The organism is Brachybacterium sp. EE-P12, from assembly GCF_003711805.1.
Lineage (GTDB): Bacteria > Actinomycetota > Actinomycetes > Actinomycetales > Dermabacteraceae > Brachybacterium.
In genome coordinates this window covers 81,324-103,890 of sequence record NZ_QXCP01000009.1, presented here as the reverse complement: position 1 = coordinate 103,890, position 22,567 = coordinate 81,324, and the positions used below count along the sequence as shown (strand labels likewise).

The following is a 22,567-nucleotide window of genomic DNA, read 5'->3' as shown; positions in this document are numbered from 1 at the left end:
GCCCGTCGTGCGCCCACGGTAGGGCGCGGCGTGGACGCCGATGTGTCCGATCCTGCGCACCTCGGGGGACGGCCCCTCCTCGACGCGGTGACAGGGCTACCGTGCACGGCATGGGCATCCACATGGAGAACGTCGGCATCGCCGTGCGCGACCTCGAGGAGGCGATCGCCTTCTTCACCGATCTGGGCCTGATCGTGCTGGGCACCGATACCGTGCAGGGCCAGTGGGCGGACACCGCCGTGGGCCTGGACGGCCACCACGTCCGGATCGCGATGCTGGGGGCGCCCGACGGGAGCGGTCGCCTGGAGCTGTTCGAGCAGCTCCACCCCGAGGCGCTCGAGACCTCCCCGACGCTCCCGCACGAGATCGGGATGCACCGTGTCGCCTTCCGGGTCGAGGACCTCGATGCCGCGCTCGAGACCGCCTCCCGCCACGGCTGCCATCCGCTGCGGGGCGTGGCGACCTACGAGGACGCGTACCGCCTGACCTACCTGCGCGGGCCCTCCGGGATCCTGGTCATGCTCGCCGAGGAGCTGGGCTCCAGCCCAGCAGCGGGCCCAGCCGCGTCGCCAGATCGGTGAGGATCTGCACGTAGTCCTCGTGGGTGAAGCTGAACGGGAGCGCGAAGGCGACCTCGTCGACCTCGCGGAAGCCCGCATGCGCCCACAGCTGCTCGGCGATCTCCTCGCTCGTGCCCACGATGTCCGGGGCGAACAGCATCCTGCGCGGACCCTGCGGGGTGCGGGTGCGGGGGAGGCGCTCGGCGACGTAGGCGCGGTAGCGCTCCGCCTGCGCGGCGGAGGCCGAGTCCGTGGGGATCACGACCAGGCCCTGGGAGGCGCGGGCACCGCCTGCGGCGCGGAAGGCACGGATCTGGGCGGCCTGGATCGCAGCGAAGTCCGGCTCCTCGCCCGGGCCGGGGAAGATCACGCTCGAGGAGAGCAGATGCAGCCCGTTCTGCCCGGCCCAGACCGCGGAGTCGAGGGAGCCCGCCCCGTACCAGAGCCGGTCCCGCAGTCCGGGGGAGTGGGGCTCGACGCGTGCGGAGAACTCCTCGACCACGCCCTGCTTCCCCTCGAGCTCCCGCACCCGCTCCCCGGCGAGGTGACGGGCCAGGCGCTCTACCCGGGCCTTGGAGAAGTCCTCGGCCTCGGCGGTGTGCGGGTACAGGGCGTCCTTGACGGTGTCGTACTGCATCGGGGTGCCGACGCTGACGCCGGGGTTGATGCGGCCGCCGGAGAGCACGTCCACGGTCGCGAGGTCCTCCGCGAGGCGCAGCGGGTTCTCCCAGCCCAGGGGCGTCACCGCGGTGCCGAGCTCGATGCGGGAGGTGCGCTGGCTCGCCGCCGCCATCACCGCGACGGGGGAGGAGATCCCGAACTGCAGGTGGCGGTGGCGCAGCCAGGCGCTGTCGAACCCCAGCTCCTCGCCCAGCTCGATCAGCGACAGCGTCGACTCGTGGCCCGGCGCCGGATCGGCGGGATCGAACAGGCCGATGGTGAGGAAGCCGAGGCGGCGCAGGGGACGGGGGCGATCAGGCATCGAGGGACCTTCCGGAGCGGGGCGACGAGCGCGGCGCGGGCGCCGTCATCCTAGTCCGCGCCGGCCCGCGGTCCGGGCCGTGCTCAGCGCCGGTCGAGGACCCGCTCGAGCGGGATCGTGCCGTCCTGCCACGGGGTCAGCGCCCACGCCACGAGGTACGCGCCCACGCCGAGGACCGGCAGCAGGAAGGAGACCAGCACGAGCGCGCGCATGATCCACACGTCGAGCCCGGTGAGGTCGGCGAGGCCGCCGGCGATGCCGCCGACCAGGCGCTGGGGACCGCGGCGGAAGCGGAAGCCGCGGAGTGTCGCGAAGAAGGTGTTCATGGGGACGAGGCTAGGCGGGCACGGGGCGGGCGGCACTGGTGCTGGCCCCCGGAATCCGCGCGGGGGAACCCGTCGGACGCGTCCTGTCCCGTCGCGCCGCACCCGGCCTGCTGCTATTCGCCTGCGGGCAGATCCTCCTCGCGCAGCCTCGGCTCGACCCGCTTGTCCGGGTGGTAGCCCGCTTTGTCGGCGAAGAAGGCGCGGATGCGGTCCATGTCCGCGCGCACGTCGTCGGTGACCTCCATGACCGGGCCGAGCCCGCTGGTCATCGTGGTGCGGTCCACGAACCCGAGGGTGAGCGGCAGGCCCGTCGCGCGCGCGATCCGGTGCAATCCGGACTTCCAGCGGGTGTGCGGCCCGCGGGTGCCGTCCGGGGTGATCACCAGGCCGAACACGGTGCCGGTGCGTATCAGGGCGATGACCTCCTCGACCACGCGGGCCGGGTCGCGGCGGTCCACCGGGATCCCGCCGAGGGCGCGCATCACGGGCCCCTTCCAGCCGGTGAACAGGTCGTGCTTGCCCAGCCAGCGCAGCTTCACCCGCAGCCGCCAGGCGATCGCCAGCATGAACACGAAGTCCCAGTTGGAGGTGTGGGGTGCGCCGACGAAGATCGTGGGCCGGTCCGGGGCGCGCTCGACGACGAGCCTCCACGGGCCCAGGGCCCAGAAGGCACGTGCGAGGAGCTGACGGATCATGGGCCGACAGTACGTGCCGGAGGGCTCCGCCCGGTGCTCATTCGCCTCGCGGCGGCCGCCGGGTCTGCTTGAGCTCGGCGCGGCGGCGCTTGGCGGCGAGACGACGGCGCCGGGAACCGGCCGTCGGCCGGGTCGCCCGGCGCGGGATCTCGGGGGCGACCGCCTCGCGCAGCAGGGCGGCGAGCCGCTCCCGCGCGGCCCGACGGTTCTGCCGCTGGGAGCGCTGCTCGGAGGCGGCGACCGTGAGCACCGTGCCCGCGGTGCGCGGGGCGAGCCGCGCCAGGACGCGGGCGCGCTGGATCTCGTCCAGGGCGGTGGTGGTGGCCAGGTCCAGGCTCAGCTGCACGCGGGAGTCGGCGGTGTTCACCCCCTGACCGCCCGGCCCGGAGGAGCGGGAGAACTGCTCGTCGAGCTCCGCGGCGGGAACGCGCAGGCCGTGGGGCGCTCCCGGGCCGGGATCCACTCGCAGGTCGTCCATGCCCCCAGTGTGCCGCGCCGGGGGTCTGGTCGTGGGGCCGAGGACAGGGCACGATGGCGGCATGGCTGATCCGAAGCAGACCCTGACCCCCGAGCAGATCGCCGACGCCGGGCTCACCGGCTGGCGCCATGAGGGCGAGACCCTCACCGCACGCTTCGCCACGGGCGACTTCGCGACCGGGCTCGCGTTCGTCAACCGCATCGGCGTCTCCGCCGAGGCGGCGAACCACCACCCCGACATCCTGCTGACCTATCCGGAGGTCACCGTGACCCTCTCGAGCCATGACGTGGGCGGGGTGACCTCCCGCGACCTCGCCCTCGCTGGGACCGTCAGCGCCCACGCGGAGGAGCTCGGCGTGGAGTCGGCCAGCGCATGATCGAGAACTCGAAGCTCACCGTCATCGGGGCCGGCGCGGTCGGCTCCAGCGTCGCCTACGCCGCGCTCATCCGCGGCTCCGCCCGCCACGTGGCCCTCTACGACATCGACGCCGCGAAGACCGAGGCCGAGGTGCTCGACCTCGCCCACGGCACCCTGTTCACCCGCGCCAGCGACATCATCGGCGGCTCCGACATCGGCGTCGCCGAGGGCTCCCACGTCGTGGTCGTCACCGCCGGCGCGAAGCAGAGGCCCGGCCAGACCCGCATCGAGCTCGCCGCGACCAACGCGCGGATCGTCGGCTCCATCGTGCGGGACGTGCTCGAGGTCGCCCCGAACGCGATCATCGTCATCGTCACGAACCCCTGCGACGTGCTCACGATGCTCGCGCACGAGGCCTCCGGCCTGCCGGCCGAACGGGTGTTCGCCTCCGGCACGGTGCTGGACACCTCCCGCCTGCGCTGGGAGATCGCCCGACGGACCGGCGTGGCACCCACCTCCGTCCATGCCCAGATCGTCGGCGAGCACGGCGACACCGAGTTCCCGCTGTGGTCCGAGGCCCGCATCAGCACCGTCCCGATCCTCGACTGGCGCGGCGAGGACGGCGCGGAGATGTTCACCCTCGAAGAGCTCGACCGGATCGCGGTGGACGTGCGTGAGGCCGCCTACAAGGTCATCCAGGGCAAGGGCGCGACGAACTACGCGATCGGCCTCTCCAGCGCCCGCATCGTCGAGGCCATCCTCGGCGACGAGAACGCGGTGCTGAACGTGTCCTCGGTGCTGCAGGACTTCCACGGCATCGACGGCGTGGCGCTGTCGGTGCCGAGCATCGTGAGGGCCTCGGGCGTTCACCCGATCCGCGAGACCCCCTTCGACGAGGCGGAGCTCGAGAAGCTGCGCTCGAGCGCCGCCGCGCTCGAGGAGGTCGCCGCGGGGCTGCGGGGCTGACGCCGCTGCGGTCAGGGGCGGCCCAGGAGCGTCAACACGAGGGCGGTCGCCGAGTCGGCGGAGCTCGCGTCGTGGAGGATCGGCTCGGGTGAGGCGACGCCGACGATCCATGCTGCGCAGCCGTCGGCCGCCGCCCTCGCGACCACGACATCGCCTTCGGGACGGTGGATGCGCAGCAGCGGGCGATGAGGATGCAGCGTCGTCCGGGACGCGATGTCGGGGCGCTCCTCGATGAGCGCATGCCGGATGCGGTCGCACTCGAGCCAGTCGCCGAAGGCGGAGGTCATGTCCTGGGTGAAGCGCATGGAAGGTCCTTCCGACGGGGCTCGGTCATGCCGGGGCCGACGGCGAGCGGGGTGGTGAGGGTGCGCGGGCGGCGGCGGGCCGGTTCGCGGTGTCCGGGCTCAGCTGGTCGCGATGGTCCAGGCGCCGGGCCGTTGTCGTCCACGGACCACAGGGCGACGTTGCTCGAGCCGTCGTGGGTGACGTGCGCATAGAACACGTCCTCGCCGAGCGGGTCGAGGATCACCACCTCGGAGCCGGTGCCGGAGAAGGACTGCGGCTCGACGGGCTCCGGCTCGGGCTCGGGGGTCGGCTCCGACTCGGAAGGGCCTTCGGTGCTCTCGGGCGATGCCGCTGCCGATCCGGTGGGCTCGGATGTGCCGGAGCCGGCGTCGTCCGGCCCTGCGTCCGAAGCCTCGGCTGCGACCTCGGACGTCGCGGCCTGCTCGTCGGTCGAGGCCTCGGGCACGACGCCGCACGCGCCGAGCAGAGCGAGCGCGGCGAGGGCGCTCGTCAGCCCGCCGGCCGAACGCCAAGGGGACCAACGGCGGATCGCGGTCGGGGACGGCAGGGAGGTGGTGCGCATGTCTGCTACTTCGCTGGGCCGGAAGGTGTCCGAGCATGTGGCGCACGCGCTCGGCCGACACCCCGCACCCTTTCCCGCCCTCGCTGTCGCAGGACGAGCTGCTCTTCGACGCGCGACAGATCGCCGCGTGGCTGGAGGCGACGGGCAAGGGCAACAACCCCGCGGCGCCTCACTCCGCCGCTGGCCACGGACGAGCTCGCGTTCTACGACGTCGTCTCCCAGAACCCCTCGGCCGTGGATGTGATGGGGGACGACACCCTCGCCCAGATCGCCCGGGAGCTCGTGGCCACCATGCGCCGCGACATCCGCACCGACTGGACCGTGCGCGACGACGTCAAGGCCAAGCTCCGCTCCTCCATCAAACGCCTCCTGCGCAAGTACAAGTACCCGCCGGACCAGCAGAGCGAGGCGATCGTGAACGTCATGCACCAGATGGAGTCGCTCGCGCCCCGGTACGCGGAGGAGCTGCGGGTCGCCTCGGCCTGACAGCGCGTGGCAGGCCCCGGTCCCTCCGGTGACGGCATCGTCCACAGGGGTCCGTCCGTGGACGGTGCGCCCCTCTACCATGGCATCACGGGCACAGCGTCGAGAGAGACCAGGACGGGAGGTCGCGCCGTGACGGTCCATGTGGATGTCGCTCCGACGATCCTCGAGTGGGCGGTCGAACGCGCCGGCTGGGACGAGGAGACTGCGGAGCGGAGGTTCCCTCAGCTCACCGAGTGGCGTGCCGGGACTCGCCGGCCGACGGTGAAGCAGCTGGAGCATTTCGCGAAGGCCACTCATGCGCCGTTCGGGCAGCTCTTCCTCTCCGCTCCGCCGGAGGAGCCGCTCCCGGTGCCCGACATGCGCACCCTGCGCGGCACAGGGATCACCCGGCCATCCGCGGACCTCCTCGATACGATCTACCAGTGCCAGACGCGACAGGGCTGGTTCCGTGACCACGCCCTGGAGAACGGGATGGAACCCGTCGCATACGTCGGCACGGCGACGACCGGGGACGACCCGGCCGCCATCGCGCAGAGGATGCGGGAGGTTCTCGGCGTCGACCCGAGGACCGAGCCTCCGGCCCCGAGCTGGAGGGCGGCGTTCCGCCTGCTGTCCGACCGCATCGAGGCGAGCGGGACGCTCGTGATGGTCAACGGTGTGGTGGGGTCCAACACTCACCGTGCGCTGCGTCCTGAGGAGTTCCGCGGCTTCACCCTGGCAGACGACCTGGCCCCGGTGGTGTTCGTCAACGGGGCGGACAGCAAGTCCGCACAGATCTTCACGCTCCTGCACGAGTTCGCGCACGTCTGGCTCGGCGGCAGCGCGCTCTCCGACGTCCTGCCCGGCGAGGATGGTGGTCATCCTGAGGAACGGTGGTGCAATGCCGTCGCCGCCGAGGCGCTGATGCCGCTCGAGAGCGTGCGTTCCGAGTTCCGAGGTGACCTCTCCGACGAGGGGCTCGACGCCCTGGCGCGTCGTTTCACCGTCAGCACGCTCGTGGTCCTGCGGCGGCTCGCCGACGCCGAACTGGTCCCATGGGACGGCTACCGGGAGCTGTACGCACAGCAGGAGGAGCGCGTCCTAGCGCTCTTCACCGAGGCGAAGGAGAACCGTTCCGGCGGCGGGAACTTCTACAACGTCCAGTCGCAACGCCTCAGCAGGCAGTTCACCCGCGCCGTGGTCGCGAGTGCTCGCGAGGGCGGGACCAGCTACCGCGATGCTTATAAGCTCCTCGGCACGAAGAAGCACAGCACCTTCGAGGAGCTCGCTGAACGGGTCGGGAACGGCTGATGCATCTCGTCGATGCGAACATCCTGATCGATGCGAAGAACAGGTACTACGCGTTCGACATCGCGCCCGGATTCTGGGCATGGCTCGAGCAGGCCCACCGGTCGGGTGAGCTGATCAGCATCGGTGCTGTCCGTGACGAGCTCCTCCAGGGAGACGATGAGCTCGCGGAGTGGGCTCGTGGGCACCCTGACTTCTTCCTCCCGGTCGATCAGCTCACGGTCCAGCACTTCCGCCCGCTCAGCGAATGGGCACGGCACCAGGACTACCGGCAGTCCGCTCTGAACGATTTCTCGAGCGACCGAGCAGACTACCTCCTGATCGCCCACGCCATCGGGCACGGAGACACGGTGATCACCAACGAGCAGCCGAGTCCACTCTCGAAGAAGTGAGTGAAGATCCCGGACGCCTGCGCTGCCATGGGAGTCGCGACCGCTGACATCTTCACAGTGCTCAGGAGGACAGGAGCTGCGCTCCATCTCCGATCTTCCACGGACGGGGAGTCTCGTGCCACGACCCGAGCGCCGACGATCCCCGGTCTCGACTGACATCGGATCTGGGCAGGTGAGCGCCCGCTCGTGACCCGCGGGTCTGTACGTCGGCCAGGCGACCGGCTAGGGTGCCGTGATCTGGCAGGACCCCGGAACACGACGACGTGCGGAGGACCTCATGAACCCCCAACCCCTCACCCTCTCCGCCGGAAGCCTCACCGCGGTCGGGGTGATCGTGGTGATCGCCCTGATCGCGATCGCGATGGCGCTGCGCTTCCGCACCGAGGTGCTGCGCGCTCGCACCGGGACCGAGGCGATGAACGAGGTCGCAGGCGCCGTGCAGGAGGGGGCGGCCGCCTACCTGCGCCGTCAGCTGCGCACCCTCGGCGTGTTCGCCGTGATCGCCTTCCTGCTGCTGCTCCTGCTGCCCACGCACGGCGCCGAGGGGACCGCAGGCTTGCTGCTGCGCGGCGCCCGCTCGGTCGCCTTCCTCGTCGGTGCCGCGTTCTCGGGCCTGATCGGCTATCTCGGGATGTGGCTCGCGGTGCGCGCCAACGTGCGGGTCGCCGCCGCCGCGCACGAGACCGGCCGCGACCCCGCAATGCTCATCGCCGTGCGCACCGGTGCCTGCGTGGGCATGGCGACGATCGGTTTCGGCCTGCTCGGCGCGGGCGCGGTGGTGCTGATCTTCCGCGGGAACGCCGCGCTCGTGCTCGAGGGCTTCGGCTTCGGCGCCGCGATGGTCGCGATGTTCATGCGCGTCGGCGGCGGGATCTTCACCAAGGCGGCCGACGTCGGCGCCGACCTCGTGGGCAAGGTCGAGCAGAACATCCCCGAGGACGACCCCCGCAACGCCGCCACCATCGCCGACAACGTGGGCGACAACGTCGGGGACTGCGCCGGCATGGCCGCGGACCTCTTCGAGTCCTACGCCGTCACCCTGGTCGCCGCCCTGATCCTGGGCCGCGCCGCGCTCGGCGAGGCCGGGATGGTCTACCCGCTGATCGTCCCCGCCAACGGCGTGATCACCGCCCTGATCGGCCTCTACCTGATCCGCCCGCGCAGCGGCGTCAGCGCGCTGACCTCCATCCGCCGCTCCTTCCTGCTCTCCGCGGTGATCTCCGCCGTGATGTGCACGATCGCCGCCTTCGTGCACCTGCCCGGCAGCTTTGCCGCGCTCGGGATCCAGGACGCGGGCGCCGCGATCGACGACCCGCGCATCGTCGCCGCCGGCGCCGTCGCGATCGGCATCGCCCTCGGCGTCGCGATCCTCTACCTCACCGGCTACTACACCAGCACCGAGGACCGGCCCGTGCGACAGGTCGCCGCGACCTCCCGCACGGGCGCCGCGACCGTGGTCCTCTCCGGCTTCGCCCTCGGCCTCGAGTCCGCCGTGTTCACGGCGCTCGTGATCGCCGCGGCCGTGTTCGGGGCGTTCCTGCTCGGCGGCGCCGGCGTGACGGGCCTGTTCGCGATCGCGCTCGCCGGCTGCGGCCTGCTGACCACCGTCGGCGTGATCGTCGCGATGGACACCTTCGGCCCGGTCACCGACAACGCCCAGGGCATCGCCGAGATGTCCGGGGACGTGGACGGCGAGGGCGCGCAGGTGCTCACCGAGCTCGACGCCGTCGGCAACACCACCAAGGCGATCACCAAGGGCATCGCGATCGCCACCGCCGTGCTCGCCGCGACCGCCCTGTTCGGCTCCTACACCGACGCGATCCGCGACGTGCTCGGGGACCGCTACCAGGACTTCCTCGCCCACTCGGTGGTCTTCTCCCCGCAGACCCTCGTCGGCGTGATCATCGGCGCGGCCGTCGTGTTCCTGTTCTCCGGCCTCGCGATCAGCGCCGTGGGCCGTGCGGCCGGGGCCGTGGTCTACGAGGTGCGGCGCCAGTTCCGCGAGATCACCGGGATCATGGAGGGCACCGCCAAGCCCCAGTACGGCAAGGTCGTCGACATCGTCACCCGCGACTCGCTGCGGGAGCTGGCCACGCCCGGCCTGCTCGCGGTCGCCGCACCGATCGCCGTCGGCTTCGGGCTCGGTGCCCCGGCCCTGGCCGGCTATCTCGCCGGCGCCATCGCCGCAGGCGTGCTCATGGCGATCCTGCTCGCGAACTCCGGCGGGGCCTGGGACAACGCGAAGAAGCTCGTGGAGGACGGGCACCACGGCGGCAAGGGCTCTGACGCCCACGAGGCCACGATCACCGGTGACACCGTCGGCGATCCGTTCAAGGACACCGCCGGCCCGTCGATCAACCCGCTGATCAAGGTGATGAACCTGGTCGCGGTGCTGATCGCCCCCGCCGTGGTGGGGATGAGCGCGCTCAGCGGCCAGGCCGATCCGCTGCGCTATGCGATCGCCGCCGTGGCCGTCGCTGCGATCGCGGTGGCCGTCGTGATCTCGATCCGCCGCGGCGTGGTGCTCGAGACCGACGACGAGCCCAGCACCGTCGACGCGCAGGGCGGCTGAGCCACGCGCGCTGAGACACACGCGCCGAGACGCCTCGGCCCGGCGTTCAGCCCGCGAGGGGACAGGGCTCGAGAGCCTCGAGCGCGAGTCGCGCCGCCTCGACAGGGGAGGAGGCCTCGCGCAGCACCGGGTCCAGGGAGCTGGCGACGCCGACGAGCCAGCCGCCCTCGCCGTCCGCCTCCTCGACGCGCGCCACGATCACCGGACCGCTCCCGCCACGAAGGACGCGCAGCAGCGGGCGCTCGGGGTCGAGCAGCAGCTCCCCCTCGAGCTCAGGCCGCTCCGCGAGGAGCGCGCGGCGGATCTGCTCTCGCTCGAGCCAGTCGCCGAAGGCGACTGCGAGGTCACGGGTGAACTGCATGGAGGATCCTTCCTCGGAAACCGGGGTCCGCAAGGACCCGGCGGGCGACGGCGGGGAACAGCCCGACCGCTCGGTAAGCGGCCTCATGGCAATTCTCGGACAGTGGTCCGACATCGGGGAGGGGGTTCGCTCCACCTCACATCGCAGAAGTGTGGTACTGAGACGCGATTCACGCGTGTGCGCGATCAGCAGGCGATGTCGCCCTCCACGAGCCCCTTGAAGCGGCTGCGATGGAACACCATCGCCCGGGCGGCCGGCGAGCTGTCGATCGCGAGCACCTCGAGCAGGGCCAGGTCGTGGTCGCCGGCGCGCATCTCGTCGTGCACCCGCACCGTCATCCAGGCCGGGGCGTCCTGCAGCACCAGCGCACCGCCCTCGTCGACCTCCACGTCGAGGCCCTCGAAGCGGCGGTCCCGGTCCGGGCCCGCGAGCTGCCGGGTGACGGCGCGCTGGCGGTCGCCGAGCACCGTCACGCCGAGGTGGCCGTGCGCGCGCAGCGCGGGCCAGGTGCGGGAGCTGTGCTGCACCGCGACCGAGACCAGCGGCGGGGCCAGGGATACCCCGACGGTGAAGGTCGAGGCCACGAGCCCGTGACGGATCCCGTCGATCTCGGCGGCGATCAGCACCACTCCCTGCGGGACATGGGAGAAGGCCTCACGGAGCGCGGTGTCGGTCAGCATGCTCCCGACTCTAGGTCTCGCGCCCCGCACACGCACGGCCGGGCCCGGTTTCTGGGACCCGACCGTCACGCAGCGTCATAGAAGCAGGTCAGCCCTCCGGCACCGCTTCGCTCATCGCGCTGATCTGGAAGGTCGCCCCCTCGGGGTCGGCGATGGTCGTGATCCTGCCGAAGGGGGAGTCGATCGGTCCGTCCAGCACGCTCCCGCCCAGCGCCCGCACCTTCTCCAGCGCGCCCTCGGTGCTTTCGACGCCGAAGTACACGCGCCAGCCCATCGCCTCCTCGGGCATCATCCCGGCCGCATCGCACAGGCCCCAGCTCGCGCTCTCGGGGCCCCCGTTCGTGGCGTAGCGGAAGCCGCCCTCGTCGCCGTCCATCTCCTCGGCCATCGGCACGAGCTGGGCGTCGAACACCGAGGTGTAGAAGGCGGAGGCGTCCTCGTAGCGGTGGGTCATGAGCTCGAACCAGACGGGGGAGCCGGGGGCGCCGGTGAACTCGAAGCCCTCGAGCTCGCGCGGCTGCCACATGCCGATCGCGGCGCCGACGGAGTCCACCGCGACGGCCATCCGGCCCGAGTCGCCGATGTCGTCGGCGGGGACGACGACGCCCCCGCCCGACGCGAGGGCCTTCGCCACCCGGGCGTCGACGTCCTCGACGGTGAGGTACACGCCCCACTCCGAGGACAGGGGAGTGCCTTCGGGGCAGGTCATCCCCGCCACCGACATCGCACCTCCCACGAGCTTCCCGTCGCTGCGGACGAGGTGGTAGCCGCCGAACTCCTCGCCGAGGTCCTCGAGCTCCCAGCCGAACAGTCCGGTGTAGAAGGGGGCCACCGCGGAGACGTCCTGCGCGGCGAGGTCGAGCCAGGCGGTGCTGCCGATCGGGCGGTTCATGGTTCCTCCTGCTGTCGTGGTCCCCGTCGCGGTCGTGGGGCCGGTCGTCGGCGGGGGTCGCCGCGGTGGCGCCGGCCGGGGAGGGCCGGGGCTCTCACGCTAGGCGCGCGGCGGCGGGCAGGTGTGTCCGATCCTGCGCTCTCAGGCGCGGCACAGCGACGGCAGCGCGGAGAGCATGGGCATGGCGCCGTCCAGCGTGGAGGTGCCGAAGTGCAGCGTGACCTCGGCCGGGCCCGTCAGCGGACGGGGGTGCGCCGCGACCATCGGGGCGCGCGGGGCGAGCATGTCCTGCGGATCGGCGCTCGGCGGCACCGCGTAGCCGAGCAGGAAGGGCGCGCCCTCGCACAGCGGCAGGTCGACGTGATCCACGCCCGTCACGAGCACTCCCGAGGCCGGCAGCCCGATGGGGGCGGGCCAGGGGTACCAGCCCACCCAGATCGAGGGGTCCCCGCGCCGGTCGGCGCCCTCGGGCAGCACCAGGGACGCGCGGACGCCGACGGGGTGCGGGCGCAGCAGCGCGAAGGGGCGCGGGGGTCGGTCCGCGACGGTCTGCGCGAGGCGGCGGAGCTGACCGGGTGCCACGCCGACGGTGCTGCGGAAGCGTCGGCTGAAGCTCGACAGCGAGTCGAAGCCCACCGCGCACGCCACGTCGATCACCGGGTCCTCGTCCGCGAGCAGTAGATCCTTCGCGCGCGCGATCCGCAGCGCGATCAGGTACTGGCCGGGCCCGATCCCGAGCCGTGCGCTGAACATCCGCGAGAAGTGGAAAGGGCTGTAGCCGGCGTGGTCGGCGAGGTCCGAGACCTGCAGCGAGGGTGCCTGCTCCCGGGCGAGGTCGACCACGGAGGCGAGAGCGTCCTCCGTCAGCCGAGATGTGGTCGCGGTCACGTCGACCAGTGTACGGAGGCGGCCGCGGGGTCGCCTCCATCGGCGCGGATCAGTCCTCGAGGACCGCCGCCCTCGGCTTCGAGCCGCGCAGGAAGAAGGCGCCGATCATGCCCGCCGCCGCGATCCCCGCGGAGACGACGAAGGCGACGTTCACGCCGTGGATCGCGCCGGAGGGGCCGTGGGTGGCCGGATCCAGCGCCGCCATGGTCATCACCGTGACCAGCACCGCGGTGCCGACGGAGGCGGCGATCTGGCGCATCGTGTTGTTCACCGCGGAGCCGTGGGGGATCAGCCGCTGCGGCAGCTGGTTCAGCGCCGCCGTGGTCACGGGCATGATCACCATCGCGGTGCCCAGCATCCGCACCGCGTTGACGATCGCGATGTACCAGAACGAGGTGTCCACGCTCAGGCGCGCCAGCAGCAGGCTCATCGCGGACAGCAGCGCGAAGCCGAGCACCGCGAGCACCCGCGCCCCGAAGCGGTCGAAGATCCGCCCGGTCACCGGCGACATCAGCCCCATCACGATCGCTCCCGGCAGGAGCACCAGACCGGACTCCATCGCGGAGAAGTCGCTCATGTTCTGCATGAACAGCGGGATCATCAGCATCCCGCCGATCATCGCCATGAACACCAGCATGCCCAGCACGGTGCCGAGGGTGAACATGCCGTTGCCCAGGATCCGCAGCTCCAGCAGCGGGTCCTCGAGACGCAGCTGCCGGCGCACGAACCACACCAGCGCCACGGCGCCCACGCCCAGCGGCGCGAGCACCTCCGGGCTGCCCCAGCCCGTGGAGCCGGCGGTGCTGAATCCGAACAGCAGCCCGCCGAACGCGAAGGTCGACAGGATCAGCGAGGGGACGTCCAGGTGCGGGTCGGTCTGCTCGGTGACGTTCTTCAGCGTGAGGTGGGCGAAGACCAGGGCGCCGATCGCGATCGGCAGCATCATCACGAACAGCACCCGCCAGGACCAGTGGTCCACGATGAAGCCCGACAGGGTGGGGCCGATCGCGGGGGCGAAGGAGATCACGAGCCCGAAGGTGCCCATGGCGGTGCCGCGACGGTCGATCGGGAAGATCGCGAAGAGGATCGTCTGCATCAGCGGCATGATCATGCCGCCGCTCGCGGCCTGGACCACGCGGCCCGCCAGCAGCACCGGGTAGACCGGTGCGACGGCGCAGATGATCGTCCCGAGCGCGAAGATCCCCATCGCCGCGAAGAACATCGTGCGGGTCGAGAACTTCTGGATCAGGAACGCCGTGGCCGGGATCATGATCCCGTTGACCAGCATGAACAGGGTGGTGACCCACTGGGCGGCGTTCGCGGTGATGCCGAAGTCCGCCATGAAGGCGGGCAGCGCCGTGTTCAGCAGGGTCTGGTTCAGGATGATCACGAACGCGCCCGCGAGCAGCACCGCCATCACGATGTTCGGGTTCGCGTCGACCGGGGCCGAGCCCCCGGAGCCTGTCGTCCTGCTGTTCCTCTCGCCGTTCACGGCGGGCACCTCACTCGTCTCGATCGCCACCTGGCCCCTCTCTGCTCGTCCGGCGCGAGGCTCTGCGCGCACGGCTCTGGCCGTGCGGCGTCCTCGGCCACCCCACGACAGTAGGTTGAAAGTTGCAGTCAGTGCAAGGTCGTGAGGGCGAGGCGAACGCCTCATCCGCTCCGGGAATCGCCTGTCCGGCGCACAATGGATCGGTGCCTGCTTCCCCCTCGACCCTGCTCGCGCGCGCCGATGATGCGACGGCGTCCCTCGCCCCCGGATACTTCGCCCTGGTGATGGCGACGGGGATCGTCTCCGTCGGCCTGCGGGACGCGGGCCTCTCCGGGGCGGCCCGAGCGCTCCTGGTCGTCGCCGCCGCCGGCGCGGCGGTGCTCGTCGTGCTCTCCCTGCTGCGCGGGATCCGGCACCGGGCCCGGATGCGCGCCGACGCCCGCAGCCCCGAGCGCGCCTTCGGGTTCTTCACCACGGTCGCCGCCGCGAGCGTGCTCGCCGTCGGCCTCCAGGCCGAGGGGGCCGGCCGCGCGGCGCTCGTGCTCCTCCTGCTGGGTGCCGCGATCTGGGTGGTCCTCGGCTACGTCCTGCCCTGGCAGGTGCTCATGGCCCGCGACGGCGAGCCGATCCTCGCCCGCACCGACGGGAGCTGGTTCGTGTGGTCGGTGGCCTCGCAGTCCCTCGCCGTGGGACTGTCCGGTCTGACGGCCGGCAGCGGCGCCGCCGCGGACCTGCTCGGAGTGCTCACCGTGATGGCCTGGTCGGTGGGGACGATCCTCTACGTCGGCATCGCCGTGCTCGTCATCCTGCGGATCGTGCACTTCGGCATCACGCCGGAGCAGTTCGAGCCCACCTACTGGGTCTCGATGGGCGCGCTCGCGATCGCCGTCGTCGCCGGGACGAGCATCTACGCGATGGATCCGGTGCCGATGGTGGAGGCGGCCCGGGGGCTGATCGGCGGGACCGTCGTGATCTTCTGGTGCTTCGCGCTGTGGCAGATCCCGCTGCTGGTCGGCGCCGGCGTGTGGCGCCACCTCGCCCACCGTGTTCCGCTGCGCTACCAGCCGACGCTGTGGTCGATGGTGTTCCCGCTGGGGATGTTCGCCGTCGCCTCGATGAAGCTGGGACGCACCGAGCACCTGCCCGTGGTCGAGGCCGTCGGGAAGGCGGGGCTCGCGGTGGCGGTGCTCGCCTGGGTCGCGGTCGCCGCCGGGCTCGTGCTCACCCTTGCGCGCGGTCTCGGCCCGGGGCGCCGCTGAACCGCCCGGCGCCCCCGACCTTCGCGGGCGCCCCGGTCGCGCCCACCGGCCGGAGCGCGCCCCCTCGCGGCGCGGCTCAGGCGACGCGACGGATGAGGATCCGCCACCGCTCCGGACCCTGGTCGAGGTACTCGGCGGAGTAGGCGTCGCCGTGCTTGGCCTGCAGCTGCATGAGCAGCGGCACCGGATCGTGCGTCGCGGAGATGATCATCCCGCCGCCGGGCACGAGCGACTCGACCGCGCCGAAGATCGAGGCATGGCGGATGGCATGCGGGATCGTCTGCACGTCGAGCTCGGGCAGGTCCCCGTCGTGCTCACCGCACGCGCATCCCTGCTGCTCGGGGTTCTGGTCCACGGCCTCCTCGCGCGAGCGCTGGATGCTGATGTCCGCCATGTCGACTCCTGTCCTCCGGGGCGCGGGACCTCCTGCCCGCGCACGTCTGGCGATTAGATTACATTCATGACCGTGGAAAAGAAGGAGAGAGGTCCCGCGGCGGCCGCCTCGCCCGGAGGCCCCCGGCGCAGCGCCGCCGGACGCCGCCACACCGCCGCCCGCGAGCAGCTGCTGCGCACCCTCGAGGCGCAGACCGCCCCCGTCTCGGTCACCGCGCTCAGCCGTGCCACCGGCCTGCACGAGAACACCGTGCGCGGCCACCTCGACCAGCTGCTGGCCGATGGGCACGCCACCCGCTCGCCCGCCCCCGCCGAGGGGAGGGGCCGGCCCGCCTGGCTCTGGCGCCCCACCCGCCACGGCCCCGCCTCGCCCTACGCCGCCCTCGCCGGCGTGCTCGCCGAGACCATCGCACGCACCAGCCCGCACCCCGCGGAGACCGCGCACGAGGCCGGGCTCTCCTGGGGGCGCCGACTCCTGCCCGACCTCCCCGCCGGCCCCGGTCTCCGCACCGACCGGGAGCGCGTGCTGCACGTGATGGAGGACCAGGGATTCGACCCGGCCGACGAGGGGGACCACATCGCCCTGCGCCGCTGCCCGCTCCTCGAGGCCGCCCAGCAGCACCCCGAGGTGGTCTGCGCCGTGCACCGCGGACTCGTCGACGCCCTCCTCGCCCCGGGGGACGTCGCTGCGGACCCCGGCGGTGACGCCTGCTCGCGACCCGCCGACAGCGCCGGGGCGCACCCTCCCGCGCGGTCCCGCGCCGAGCTCGAGCCCTTCGCCGCCCCCGGCATGTGCCGTCTGCGCCTGGGGCCGGCGTGAGATCCGCCGCCGGCCGCCGGCGCCCCTCCTGGCGGCTCGGCTGGATCCTCCCGGCCGGGCTGTCGCTGCTGGCGGGCCTGGACGCCGCGCTCCTGCTGCTGGACCTGCCCGCCCCGATCACCACCGCCCGCCTCCCGCTCGTGCACGGGATGCTGATGGTGCTGGGATTCGTCGGCACCCTCATCGCGCTCGAGCGCGCCACCGCTCTGGACCGCTGGTACGGCTATCTCGCCCCCGCCCTGCTCGGGATCGGGGGGATCTCGCTGCTGGCCGATCCGCTGCCGCTGCAGGCGGGCAAGATCCTGCTCGTCGTCGGGACCGCGGCGTTCACGCTGCTGTACATCCCGCTGTGGCGGCGCCAGCACGACCACACCGTGCTCACCCAGCTCCTCGCCACGGCGCTGGCCTGCGGCGGCGCGCTCCGCTGGACGATGGGGGCGGTCTTCGACGACGTGCTGCCGTGGCTGATCGGCTTCGTGGTCCTCACCGTCGCGGCCGAGCGCGTGGAGCTCGCCCGCATCACCCTCGGCCCCGCCGCGGGCCGACGGGTGCTGGTGCACGCCGGGACGATCGTCGCGGCCCTGCTGGTGGGGATCGCGCACGCCGAGGCCGGCGCCGTCCTGCTCGGCATCGCGCTCGCCGCGCTCGTGGTGTGGCTGGTCCAGCACGACGTCGCCCGACGCACCGTGCGCATCCCCGGCGCACCCCGCTTCATGGCCGTCGCGATCCTGTGCGGCTACGTGTGGCTGTTCACCGCGGCCGCCGTGCTGATGCTCGGCGGCAGGCCGGTCGGCGGCGCCTACGACGCGGTCGCCCACGCCGTGCTCCTCGGCTACGTGATCTCGATGATCATGGCGCACTCGACCACGATCCTCCCCGCGGTGCTGCGGATCCCGCTGCCGTACCGGCCCGCGCTGTGGGTGCCGCTGAGCCTGCTCCAGCTCAGCCTCGTGGTGCGGCTCGCCCTGGGCGACGCCCTGCAGTGGGTGCCCGCCTGGCAGATCGGGGGCACGCTCGGGGTGGCGGCCCTGCTCCTGTTCGTGCTGACCGCCGTGACCAGCGCGATCCTCGGCCCGCTGCGGTCCTCTCGCACATGATCGAGGACGGGCGGGGCGCCGGGTCCTCCCCGTGCCCCGCCCGCCCTCGGACGGCGAATCGGCGTCAGTCGACCGTGATCTCGCCCATCGGGCCCCAGCCGTCGCTGTCGATCTGGTGGGAGATGATCTGCGGCGTCGCGGTGAGGTACTGCGGGAACTCCTCCTGCATCTTCTTGAAGTGCGGGGAGTCGACGTGCGGGCCGGCGCCCTCGTCGGTGAACGCCTCGATGAGCACGTAGGTGTTCGGCTCCTTGACGCTGCGGGACCACTCGAACCACAGGTTGCCGGGCTCGGCGAGGGTGGTCTCGGTGAACTCGCTCGCGATCTCCGGCCAGCGGTCGGCGTACTCGGGCTTCACAGGGAACTTCACGTTGATGAGGATCATCGTCGGGGCCTTTCTGAGCGGTGGCGGGACCAGCCTGCCGTGTCCGGCGCAGGCGCGGTACCTCGATTCTCGCAGGGCAAGAACCGGTCCCCGGCGCGGCTCGGGCACAATGGGCGCCGGAAGGAGGGCGATGATGACCTCGAACGACGTCGGCGGCGCGGTCCAGGAGCAGGGCGGGCAGATCGCCCGGGCCCTCGCGGTGCTGGAGGCGGTCGCCGAGCACGGCAGCAGCACGGCGCGCGGCATCTCCGAGGCGACCGGATCCCGCTGCCCTCGGTGTACCGCATCGCCCAGGAGCTGATCCGCAGCGAGTATCTCGTTCACCTGCGGGCCGAGAAGCGCTTCGCCCTCGGCTACCAGCTGCACCACCTCGCCCCCGAGGAACAGGAGGAGCACCTCAGCACGGGGCCGCTGCGCGCCCATACCGACCGCACCCTCGTCGACCCCGCGCAGCTGCGCTCCCAGCTCGCCGAGATCGCCGAGCGCGGCATCGCCTAGGAGCACCAGGAGTTCGTGCCCGGCACCAGCTGCCTCGCCGCGACGATCAAGGCCGACGACGGGATGCTCGTCGGCACCGTCGCCGTCTCCGCCCCGGCTGGCCTGCACTGTGGCCGATCCACCCGGGGGCCGACCCGGCCTCGCCCCGACCGAATGCTGCAGCTGGACCTTTATCGGTCAGCTGAAGCGGTCCAGATGCAGCACCCGGTGTGGGGGAGCGGTGGGCTGCGGTCAGGCCTTGACGCAGATGACCGGCTTGTTCGCCTCGAGGATGATCTGCTGGGCGGAGGAGCCGAGGAAGAGCTTCGCGACTGCCGTGCGATGACGTACCCCGATCACGAGCGCGGAGACGTCCTCGCCCTCCGCGCGGTCGATGAGGTCGCCGGCGGGGGAGTGGCTGCGCTCGTCCGGATGCTCGACGGTCTCCCGGACCTCCCCGAGATCGGGGGAGGCGGCGTGCCTCCCCTCCAGCAGGAAGACCACGAGATCCTCGCCGCGGCGGCGCGCCTCCTCGATCCCGTAGCGATACGCGGCCTTGCCCTCAGGGGTGTCGGTGCCGGCGACGAGGACGGACATGAGCAGCTCCTTCACGAGGCGACAGGAGGCACCCTAATCGATCCGCGGCCCGCCGGACGAGAGTCCGACGATCATGCGTACACTGTCGGATCTGCTCGCCGGGGCGCAGGTCGCGGCGCGTTCCAGGACCACGACGAAGGAGACGTGCCATGGCACACGCGGACGTGCCGGCGCCGCCGCCGAACCCCACGCGCCGCCGAGCGCTCAGCATCGGATTCGGGGTGCTCGCCGCCCCCGTCATCGGCACCGCCGCCTACCAGTCGATCACAGCGAGCGCGGGCGGCACGAACGTCCGCTCGAACCTCACGCTGGTCGCCCCCGCCGCGGCCGGCGGCGGCTGGGACGCCTTCCAGCGCGAGATGCAGCAGGCCATGCGCTCGAACTCGCTGGTCGGCAACGTGCAGGTGGTCAACATCCCCGGCGCCGGCGGCACCATCGCCCTGGGCAGCGTCGCCCAGCTGGACCAGCCCAACACCCTGATGGTCGGCGGCACCGGCCAGATCGCCGCCCAGATCCAGTTCGACACCGCCTCCGTGATCACCGATGTCACCCCGATCGCCCGCGTCGTCGAGGAGTACGCACTGGTCACGGTGCCGGCCGACTCGCCGTACCAGGATCTCGACGAGCTCGTCCAGGGATGGGCGGAGAAGCCTGCGCAGTTGGCGTGGACCGGAGGGGGATCCTTCGATCAGCTGGTCATGACCGACCTCGCCCTGGCCGCAGGGATCGATCCCGGCCAGACCACCTACATCCCCTCCGACGGCGGCGGCGAGGCGATCCAGGCGCTGCTGAACGGCACCGCCCAGGCCACCGCGGGCGGCTTCGCGGACATGCACCCGCAGATCGAGTCGGGGCGACTGCGCGGGCTCGGCGTCGTGGCCCCTGAGCCGCTGGAGGGGATCGAGATCCCCGCGCTGGTGGATCTCGGCTACGACGTCACCCTCACCAACTGGCGCGCCATGTTCGCCCCACCGGTGGTGGACGAGGGAGAGATCGCCGAGCTCGAGGCCCTCCTGGAGGAGACGGTCGCGACCGCTGAATGGAAGGACGCCGTGGCACGAAACTACTGGAGAGAAGTCCCCCTGGGCAGCGAGGATCTCGTCGAGTACGTCGCCGAGGAGACCGAGCGGATCGCCGCGCTGTTCGAGGAGATCCGCGGATGAGCCCCCAGGATCCCGTGGAGCCCCCCGCGCCCGCCGGAGAGCACGGCTTCTGGCACGGCCGCTCAGCGCTGCTGATGCCCGGGCTGCTCGCGGCGTTCAGCCTGTTCCTGCTGATCGGTGCGTTCCTCGTGCCCGCCGCGGACACCGAGTTCCCCGGCCCACGCTTCGTCCCGGTGATCCTCGGCGGCGTCGGTCTGCTGCTCGCGGTGCTCCTGGGCGTCGGCGTGCTGCGCACCCCCGAACCGGTCGAGGAGACCTCCGGGCGCAGCTATCGCTCCCACTCCGACTTCGCGGCGCTGGCCTGGGTGGCGGGCGGCTTCCTCGCCTTCGCGCTGCTGATGCCGTGGCTGGGCTGGATCCTCGCGGGCGCGCTGCTGTTCTGGTGCACCGCACATGGATTCGGCTCCCGCCGGCCGCTGTTCGACATCCTGATCGCGCTGTTCCTCAGCTCGGTCATCTACCTGATCTTCGGCACCGGGCTGGGCCTGATCCTGCCCTCCGGGATCCTGGGAGGAGGGTTCTGATGGAGCAGATCGACCTGCTGATGCAGGGCTTCGCCGGAGCCCTCAGTCCGATGAACCTGCTCTGGGTGGTGGTCGGCTGCCTGCTGGGGACCGCCGTGGGCGTCCTGCCCGGGCTCGGATCCTCGATGGCGGTGGCGCTGCTGCTGCCCATGACCTTCGCCCTCGACCCCACCGCCGCGTTCATCCTCTTCGCCGGCGTGTACTTCGGAGGCCTGTTCGGCGACTCGACCATGGCGATCCTGCTGAACACCCCGGGGCAGGCCTCCGCCATCGCCTCGACCTTCGAGGGGCATCGCATGGCCAACGCGGGCCGGGCGCCGCAGGCGCTGGCCACCGCGGCGATCGGGGCCTTCGTCGGCGGCATGGTCGCCTCCGTGCTGGTCGTGTTCATCTCGCCCACGCTGGTGGCGCTCTCCTCCGCCTTCGGGCCCCCGGAGTTCTTCGCGCTGGCGCTGTTCGCGTTCATCGCCACCTCCTCGGTCGTGGCCGACAACGTGCTCAAGGGGCTCGCCGCCCTGGTTCTGGGGATCGGGATCACCATGATCGGCATCGATGGCGTCTCGGGACTGCCGCGCTTCACCCTCGGCTCCCCGCAGCTGTTCGACGGGATCTCGCTGGTCACCGTGACCGTTGCCGTGCTCGCCCTCGGCGAGGTCCTGTTCGTCGCCTCTCGGGTGCGTCGGGAACAGGAGGACCTGAGGGTCCGCGCCGGAGGCGGCCGCCCCTTCCTCAGCCGGCAGGAGCTCGCCGAGGCGGCACCTGCCTGGGCGCGAGGCACTGTGATCGGACTGCCCTTCGGCGTGATCCCCGCCGGCGGTGCCGAGGTGCCCACCTTCCTCGCCTACGAGGCTGAGCGGCGCCTGGACCGTCGTCGGAGGACCCCGAAGTTCGGCAAGGGCGCGATCCGTGGCCTCGCCGCGCCGGAGGCCGCCGGCAACGCGACCACCGGCATGGCGATGGGAGCCCTGCTGGCGCTCGGCCTGCCCGTCTCCGCGACGGCCGCGATCATGCTCGCCGCGTTCCGCCAGTACGGTCTGCAGCCGGGACCGCTGCTCTTCGAGACCAGCGCCGACCTGGTGTGGGCGCTGCTGGCGAGCTTCTTCCTGGCGATGGTCGTGCTGCTCGTGATCAACCTGCCCTTCGCCCAGCTCTGGGCGAAGCTTCTGCTGATCCCGAAGCCGTACCTCTACGGCGGGATCACCCTGTTCTGCGGGCTCGGGATCTGGGCCACCTCCGGTGCCGTCTTCGACCTGGTCCTGCTGCTGGCCATCGGCGTGCTCGGCTTCCTGATGCGCCGCTACGACTATCCGGTGGCGCCGCTGATGATCGGCATGGTGCTGGGCCCGCTCGCGGAGACCTCCCTGCGCGATGCGCTGCTGTCCTCCGTCGGCGATCCGCGGGTGCTGGTCTCCAGCCCGATCACGATCGTGATCTACGTGCTGCTGCTCGGCGTCGTCGCCCTCTCGGTCCGTACCCGGACCCGCCGCGACCTCTGAGGCGCACCGGTCCGGGGCTGTTCCAGGGCGCAGGACCCGAGTGCCGAGTGCTGCATCTGGACCGCTTCTACCTA

At 72.0% G+C, this 22,567-nt stretch carries 28 protein-coding genes and 1 pseudogene; 15 read left to right on the top strand and 14 right to left on the bottom strand.

The features are described 5' to 3' along the window. The first annotated feature begins 110 nt into the window (after positions 1-110). A complete protein-coding gene (locus D1648_RS12655) occupies positions 111-581 on the top strand; it encodes a VOC family protein (RefSeq protein ID WP_122942408.1) in 471 nt (156 codons plus the stop codon). On the opposite strand, the gene D1648_RS12650 is transcribed toward D1648_RS12655, so the two are convergent. From D1648_RS12650 to arfB, 4 genes are all read right to left on the bottom strand, one after another. After that, positions 517-1,542 (bottom strand): LLM class flavin-dependent oxidoreductase, encoded by a 1,026-nt coding sequence (locus D1648_RS12650; protein ID WP_122942406.1) that lies wholly within the window; start codon positions 1,540-1,542, stop codon positions 517-519. The two genes, D1648_RS12655 and D1648_RS12650, sit on opposite strands and share 65 nt — an antisense overlap. A gap of 83 nt (positions 1,543-1,625) precedes the next feature. Continuing rightward, positions 1,626-1,868: a PspC domain-containing protein gene (locus tag D1648_RS12645; protein ID WP_122942403.1), complete on the bottom strand. Its 243-nt coding sequence runs from the start codon at positions 1,866-1,868 to the stop codon at positions 1,626-1,628. A 113-nt stretch (positions 1,869-1,981) separates the two neighbouring features. Next, positions 1,982-2,563, bottom strand: a complete 582-nt coding sequence (locus D1648_RS12640) for a 1-acyl-sn-glycerol-3-phosphate acyltransferase (protein ID WP_122942401.1) — start codon at positions 2,561-2,563, stop codon at positions 1,982-1,984. 37 nt (positions 2,564-2,600) lie between these two features. After that, positions 2,601-3,041 carry an alternative ribosome rescue aminoacyl-tRNA hydrolase ArfB gene (arfB, locus tag D1648_RS12635; protein ID WP_122942399.1) on the bottom strand — a complete coding sequence of 147 codons (441 nt, stop codon included), beginning with the start codon at positions 3,039-3,041 and terminating at the stop codon, positions 2,601-2,603. Positions 3,042-3,102: 61 nt separating this feature from the next. Between arfB and D1648_RS12630 the strand changes: the two genes are divergently transcribed. Further along, positions 3,103-3,417, top strand: a complete 315-nt coding sequence (locus D1648_RS12630; protein WP_122942397.1) for a 4a-hydroxytetrahydrobiopterin dehydratase — start codon at positions 3,103-3,105, stop codon at positions 3,415-3,417. Continuing rightward, entirely contained in the window at positions 3,414-4,364 is a 951-nt protein-coding gene (locus tag D1648_RS12625; RefSeq protein ID WP_122942395.1) for an L-lactate dehydrogenase, read from the top strand. Before D1648_RS12630 ends, D1648_RS12625 begins: the two co-directional genes overlap by 4 nt. Before the next feature lie 11 nt (positions 4,365-4,375). On the opposite strand, the gene D1648_RS12620 is transcribed toward D1648_RS12625, so the two are convergent. After that, entirely contained in the window at positions 4,376-4,669 is a 294-nt protein-coding gene (locus tag D1648_RS12620) for a hypothetical protein (RefSeq protein ID WP_122942393.1), read from the bottom strand. After that, positions 4,648-5,232, bottom strand: a complete 585-nt coding sequence (locus D1648_RS18270) for a hypothetical protein (RefSeq protein ID WP_241155528.1) — start codon at positions 5,230-5,232, stop codon at positions 4,648-4,650. Before D1648_RS18270 ends, D1648_RS12620 begins: the two co-directional genes overlap by 22 nt. Positions 5,233-5,403: 171 nt before the next feature. On the opposite strand from D1648_RS18270, the pseudogene D1648_RS18265 reads away from it, so the two are divergent. The 4 genes and pseudogenes from D1648_RS18265 to D1648_RS12600 form a co-directional block, all read left to right on the top strand. Next, positions 5,404-5,718: pseudogene (locus D1648_RS18265) on the top strand (type I restriction enzyme endonuclease domain-containing protein); the annotation flags it as partial. Positions 5,719-5,847: 129 nt separating this feature from the next. Beyond that, positions 5,848-7,008, top strand: coding sequence for an ImmA/IrrE family metallo-endopeptidase (locus tag D1648_RS12610; protein ID WP_122942389.1), 1,161 nt, complete (start codon positions 5,848-5,850; stop codon positions 7,006-7,008). After that, positions 7,008-7,397: a DUF4411 family protein gene (locus D1648_RS12605; protein ID WP_241155486.1), complete on the top strand. Its 390-nt coding sequence runs from the start codon at positions 7,008-7,010 to the stop codon at positions 7,395-7,397. Before D1648_RS12610 ends, D1648_RS12605 begins: the two co-directional genes overlap by 1 nt. 277 nt (positions 7,398-7,674) lie before the next feature. Then, positions 7,675-9,969, top strand: coding sequence for a sodium-translocating pyrophosphatase (locus D1648_RS12600; RefSeq protein ID WP_122942387.1), 2,295 nt, complete (start codon positions 7,675-7,677; stop codon positions 9,967-9,969). A 46-nt stretch (positions 9,970-10,015) separates the two neighbouring features. Here D1648_RS12600 and D1648_RS12595 read toward each other — a convergent pair whose 3' ends face one another. The 5 genes from D1648_RS12595 to D1648_RS12575 all read right to left on the bottom strand — a co-directional run bounded on the left by D1648_RS12595 (position 10,016) and on the right by D1648_RS12575 (position 14,282). Further along, a complete protein-coding gene (locus D1648_RS12595) occupies positions 10,016-10,330 on the bottom strand; it encodes a hypothetical protein (protein ID WP_122942384.1) in 315 nt (104 codons plus the stop codon). A gap of 185 nt (positions 10,331-10,515) precedes the next feature. Then, on the bottom strand, positions 10,516-11,010 hold the full coding sequence (locus D1648_RS12590; RefSeq protein WP_122942382.1) for a flavin reductase family protein: 495 nt from the start codon (positions 11,008-11,010) through the stop codon (positions 10,516-10,518). An 88-nt stretch (positions 11,011-11,098) separates the two neighbouring features. Then, positions 11,099-11,902 carry a VOC family protein gene (locus D1648_RS12585; protein WP_122942380.1) on the bottom strand — a complete coding sequence of 268 codons (804 nt, stop codon included), beginning with the start codon at positions 11,900-11,902 and terminating at the stop codon, positions 11,099-11,101. Between the two features lie 141 nt (positions 11,903-12,043). Beyond that, on the bottom strand, positions 12,044-12,790 hold the full coding sequence (locus tag D1648_RS12580; protein WP_122942377.1) for a helix-turn-helix transcriptional regulator: 747 nt from the start codon (positions 12,788-12,790) through the stop codon (positions 12,044-12,046). 49 nt (positions 12,791-12,839) lie between these two features. Then, positions 12,840-14,282, bottom strand: a complete 1,443-nt coding sequence (locus D1648_RS12575; RefSeq protein ID WP_305038013.1) for an MDR family MFS transporter — start codon at positions 14,280-14,282, stop codon at positions 12,840-12,842. 203 nt (positions 14,283-14,485) lie between these two features. Between D1648_RS12575 and D1648_RS12570 the strand changes: the two genes are divergently transcribed. Continuing rightward, positions 14,486-15,541 (top strand): tellurite resistance/C4-dicarboxylate transporter family protein, encoded by a 1,056-nt coding sequence (locus tag D1648_RS12570; RefSeq protein ID WP_122942373.1) that lies wholly within the window; start codon positions 14,486-14,488, stop codon positions 15,539-15,541. Positions 15,542-15,617: 76 nt separating this feature from the next. Here the strand turns inward: D1648_RS12570 and D1648_RS12565 are convergent, their stop codons facing one another. Further along, complete coding sequence (locus tag D1648_RS12565) at positions 15,618-15,935, bottom strand: DUF2249 domain-containing protein (protein ID WP_122942371.1); 318 nt, start codon at positions 15,933-15,935, stop codon at positions 15,618-15,620. A gap of 66 nt (positions 15,936-16,001) precedes the next feature. Here D1648_RS12565 and D1648_RS12560 point away from each other — a divergent pair, with 66 nt between their 5' ends. Next, the gene (locus tag D1648_RS12560; protein WP_122942369.1) at positions 16,002-16,754 is read left to right on the top strand and encodes a metalloregulator ArsR/SmtB family transcription factor; all 753 of its coding nucleotides are present in this window, start codon (positions 16,002-16,004) and stop codon (positions 16,752-16,754) included. Next, positions 16,751-17,851: a hypothetical protein gene (locus D1648_RS12555; protein WP_206424809.1), complete on the top strand. Its 1,101-nt coding sequence runs from the start codon at positions 16,751-16,753 to the stop codon at positions 17,849-17,851. The genes D1648_RS12560 and D1648_RS12555 overlap by 4 nt, the downstream gene beginning before the upstream one ends. Positions 17,852-17,915: 64 nt before the next feature. Here D1648_RS12555 and D1648_RS12550 read toward each other — a convergent pair whose 3' ends face one another. Then, positions 17,916-18,236, bottom strand: a complete 321-nt coding sequence (locus D1648_RS12550; RefSeq protein ID WP_122943291.1) for a putative quinol monooxygenase — start codon at positions 18,234-18,236, stop codon at positions 17,916-17,918. A 133-nt stretch (positions 18,237-18,369) separates the two neighbouring features. On the opposite strand from D1648_RS12550, the gene D1648_RS18260 reads away from it, so the two are divergent. Continuing rightward, positions 18,370-18,537 carry a hypothetical protein gene (locus D1648_RS18260; protein ID WP_241155485.1) on the top strand — a complete coding sequence of 56 codons (168 nt, stop codon included), beginning with the start codon at positions 18,370-18,372 and terminating at the stop codon, positions 18,535-18,537. Further along, positions 18,513-18,734 carry an IclR family transcriptional regulator C-terminal domain-containing protein gene (locus D1648_RS18255; RefSeq protein WP_241155484.1) on the top strand — a complete coding sequence of 74 codons (222 nt, stop codon included), beginning with the start codon at positions 18,513-18,515 and terminating at the stop codon, positions 18,732-18,734. Before D1648_RS18260 ends, D1648_RS18255 begins: the two co-directional genes overlap by 25 nt. A 231-nt stretch (positions 18,735-18,965) precedes the next feature. Here D1648_RS18255 and D1648_RS12540 read toward each other — a convergent pair whose 3' ends face one another. Then, the gene (locus D1648_RS12540) at positions 18,966-19,310 is read right to left on the bottom strand and encodes a universal stress protein (RefSeq protein WP_122942366.1); all 345 of its coding nucleotides are present in this window, start codon (positions 19,308-19,310) and stop codon (positions 18,966-18,968) included. A gap of 149 nt (positions 19,311-19,459) precedes the next feature. On the opposite strand from D1648_RS12540, the gene D1648_RS12535 reads away from it, so the two are divergent. From D1648_RS12535 to D1648_RS12525, 3 genes are read left to right on the top strand one after another with little or no spacing between them, the layout of a single operon-like run. After that, a complete protein-coding gene (locus D1648_RS12535; protein WP_122942364.1) occupies positions 19,460-20,473 on the top strand; it encodes a tripartite tricarboxylate transporter substrate binding protein in 1,014 nt (337 codons plus the stop codon). Beyond that, a complete protein-coding gene (locus D1648_RS12530; RefSeq protein WP_122942362.1) occupies positions 20,470-20,997 on the top strand; it encodes a tripartite tricarboxylate transporter TctB family protein in 528 nt (175 codons plus the stop codon). The genes D1648_RS12535 and D1648_RS12530 overlap by 4 nt, the downstream gene beginning before the upstream one ends. Continuing rightward, positions 20,997-22,493, top strand: a complete 1,497-nt coding sequence (locus D1648_RS12525; RefSeq protein WP_122942360.1) for a tripartite tricarboxylate transporter permease — start codon at positions 20,997-20,999, stop codon at positions 22,491-22,493. The genes D1648_RS12530 and D1648_RS12525 overlap by 1 nt, the downstream gene beginning before the upstream one ends. The last annotated feature ends 74 nt before the right edge of the window (positions 22,494-22,567 follow it).

What these genes read in the sequence shown, in the direction of transcription:
- D1648_RS12655 (WP_122942408.1), top strand. Translation starts at nt 111, where the DNA reads ATGGGCATCCACATGGAGAACGTCGGCATCGCCGTGCGCGACCTCGAG.
- D1648_RS12650 (WP_122942406.1), bottom strand. Translation starts at nt 1,542, where the DNA reads ATGCCTGATCGCCCCCGTCCCCTGCGCCGCCTCGGCTTCCTCACCATC.
- D1648_RS12645 (WP_122942403.1), bottom strand. Translation starts at nt 1,868, where the DNA reads ATGAACACCTTCTTCGCGACACTCCGCGGCTTCCGCTTCCGCCGCGGT.
- D1648_RS12640 (WP_122942401.1), bottom strand. Translation starts at nt 2,563, where the DNA reads ATGATCCGTCAGCTCCTCGCACGTGCCTTCTGGGCCCTGGGCCCGTGG.
- arfB (WP_122942399.1), bottom strand. Translation starts at nt 3,041, where the DNA reads ATGGACGACCTGCGAGTGGATCCCGGCCCGGGAGCGCCCCACGGCCTG.
- D1648_RS12630 (WP_122942397.1), top strand. Translation starts at nt 3,103, where the DNA reads ATGGCTGATCCGAAGCAGACCCTGACCCCCGAGCAGATCGCCGACGCC.
- D1648_RS12625 (WP_122942395.1), top strand. Translation starts at nt 3,414, where the DNA reads ATGATCGAGAACTCGAAGCTCACCGTCATCGGGGCCGGCGCGGTCGGC.
- D1648_RS12620 (WP_122942393.1), bottom strand. Translation starts at nt 4,669, where the DNA reads ATGCGCTTCACCCAGGACATGACCTCCGCCTTCGGCGACTGGCTCGAG.
- D1648_RS18270 (WP_241155528.1), bottom strand. Translation starts at nt 5,232, where the DNA reads ATGCGCACCACCTCCCTGCCGTCCCCGACCGCGATCCGCCGTTGGTCC.
- D1648_RS12605 (WP_241155486.1), top strand. Translation starts at nt 7,008, where the DNA reads ATGCATCTCGTCGATGCGAACATCCTGATCGATGCGAAGAACAGGTAC.
- D1648_RS12600 (WP_122942387.1), top strand. Translation starts at nt 7,675, where the DNA reads ATGAACCCCCAACCCCTCACCCTCTCCGCCGGAAGCCTCACCGCGGTC.
- D1648_RS12595 (WP_122942384.1), bottom strand. Translation starts at nt 10,330, where the DNA reads ATGCAGTTCACCCGTGACCTCGCAGTCGCCTTCGGCGACTGGCTCGAG.
- D1648_RS12590 (WP_122942382.1), bottom strand. Translation starts at nt 11,010, where the DNA reads ATGCTGACCGACACCGCGCTCCGTGAGGCCTTCTCCCATGTCCCGCAG.
- D1648_RS12585 (WP_122942380.1), bottom strand. Translation starts at nt 11,902, where the DNA reads ATGAACCGCCCGATCGGCAGCACCGCCTGGCTCGACCTCGCCGCGCAG.
- D1648_RS12565 (WP_122942371.1), bottom strand. Translation starts at nt 15,935, where the DNA reads ATGGCGGACATCAGCATCCAGCGCTCGCGCGAGGAGGCCGTGGACCAG.
- D1648_RS12560 (WP_122942369.1), top strand. Translation starts at nt 16,002, where the DNA reads ATGACCGTGGAAAAGAAGGAGAGAGGTCCCGCGGCGGCCGCCTCGCCC.
- D1648_RS12550 (WP_122943291.1), bottom strand. Translation starts at nt 18,236, where the DNA reads ATGATCCTCATCAACGTGAAGTTCCCTGTGAAGCCCGAGTACGCCGAC.
- D1648_RS18260 (WP_241155485.1), top strand. Translation starts at nt 18,370, where the DNA reads ATGACCTCGAACGACGTCGGCGGCGCGGTCCAGGAGCAGGGCGGGCAG.
- D1648_RS12540 (WP_122942366.1), bottom strand. Translation starts at nt 19,310, where the DNA reads ATGTCCGTCCTCGTCGCCGGCACCGACACCCCTGAGGGCAAGGCCGCG.
- D1648_RS12535 (WP_122942364.1), top strand. Translation starts at nt 19,460, where the DNA reads ATGGCACACGCGGACGTGCCGGCGCCGCCGCCGAACCCCACGCGCCGC.
- D1648_RS12530 (WP_122942362.1), top strand. Translation starts at nt 20,470, where the DNA reads ATGAGCCCCCAGGATCCCGTGGAGCCCCCCGCGCCCGCCGGAGAGCAC.
- D1648_RS12525 (WP_122942360.1), top strand. Translation starts at nt 20,997, where the DNA reads ATGGAGCAGATCGACCTGCTGATGCAGGGCTTCGCCGGAGCCCTCAGT.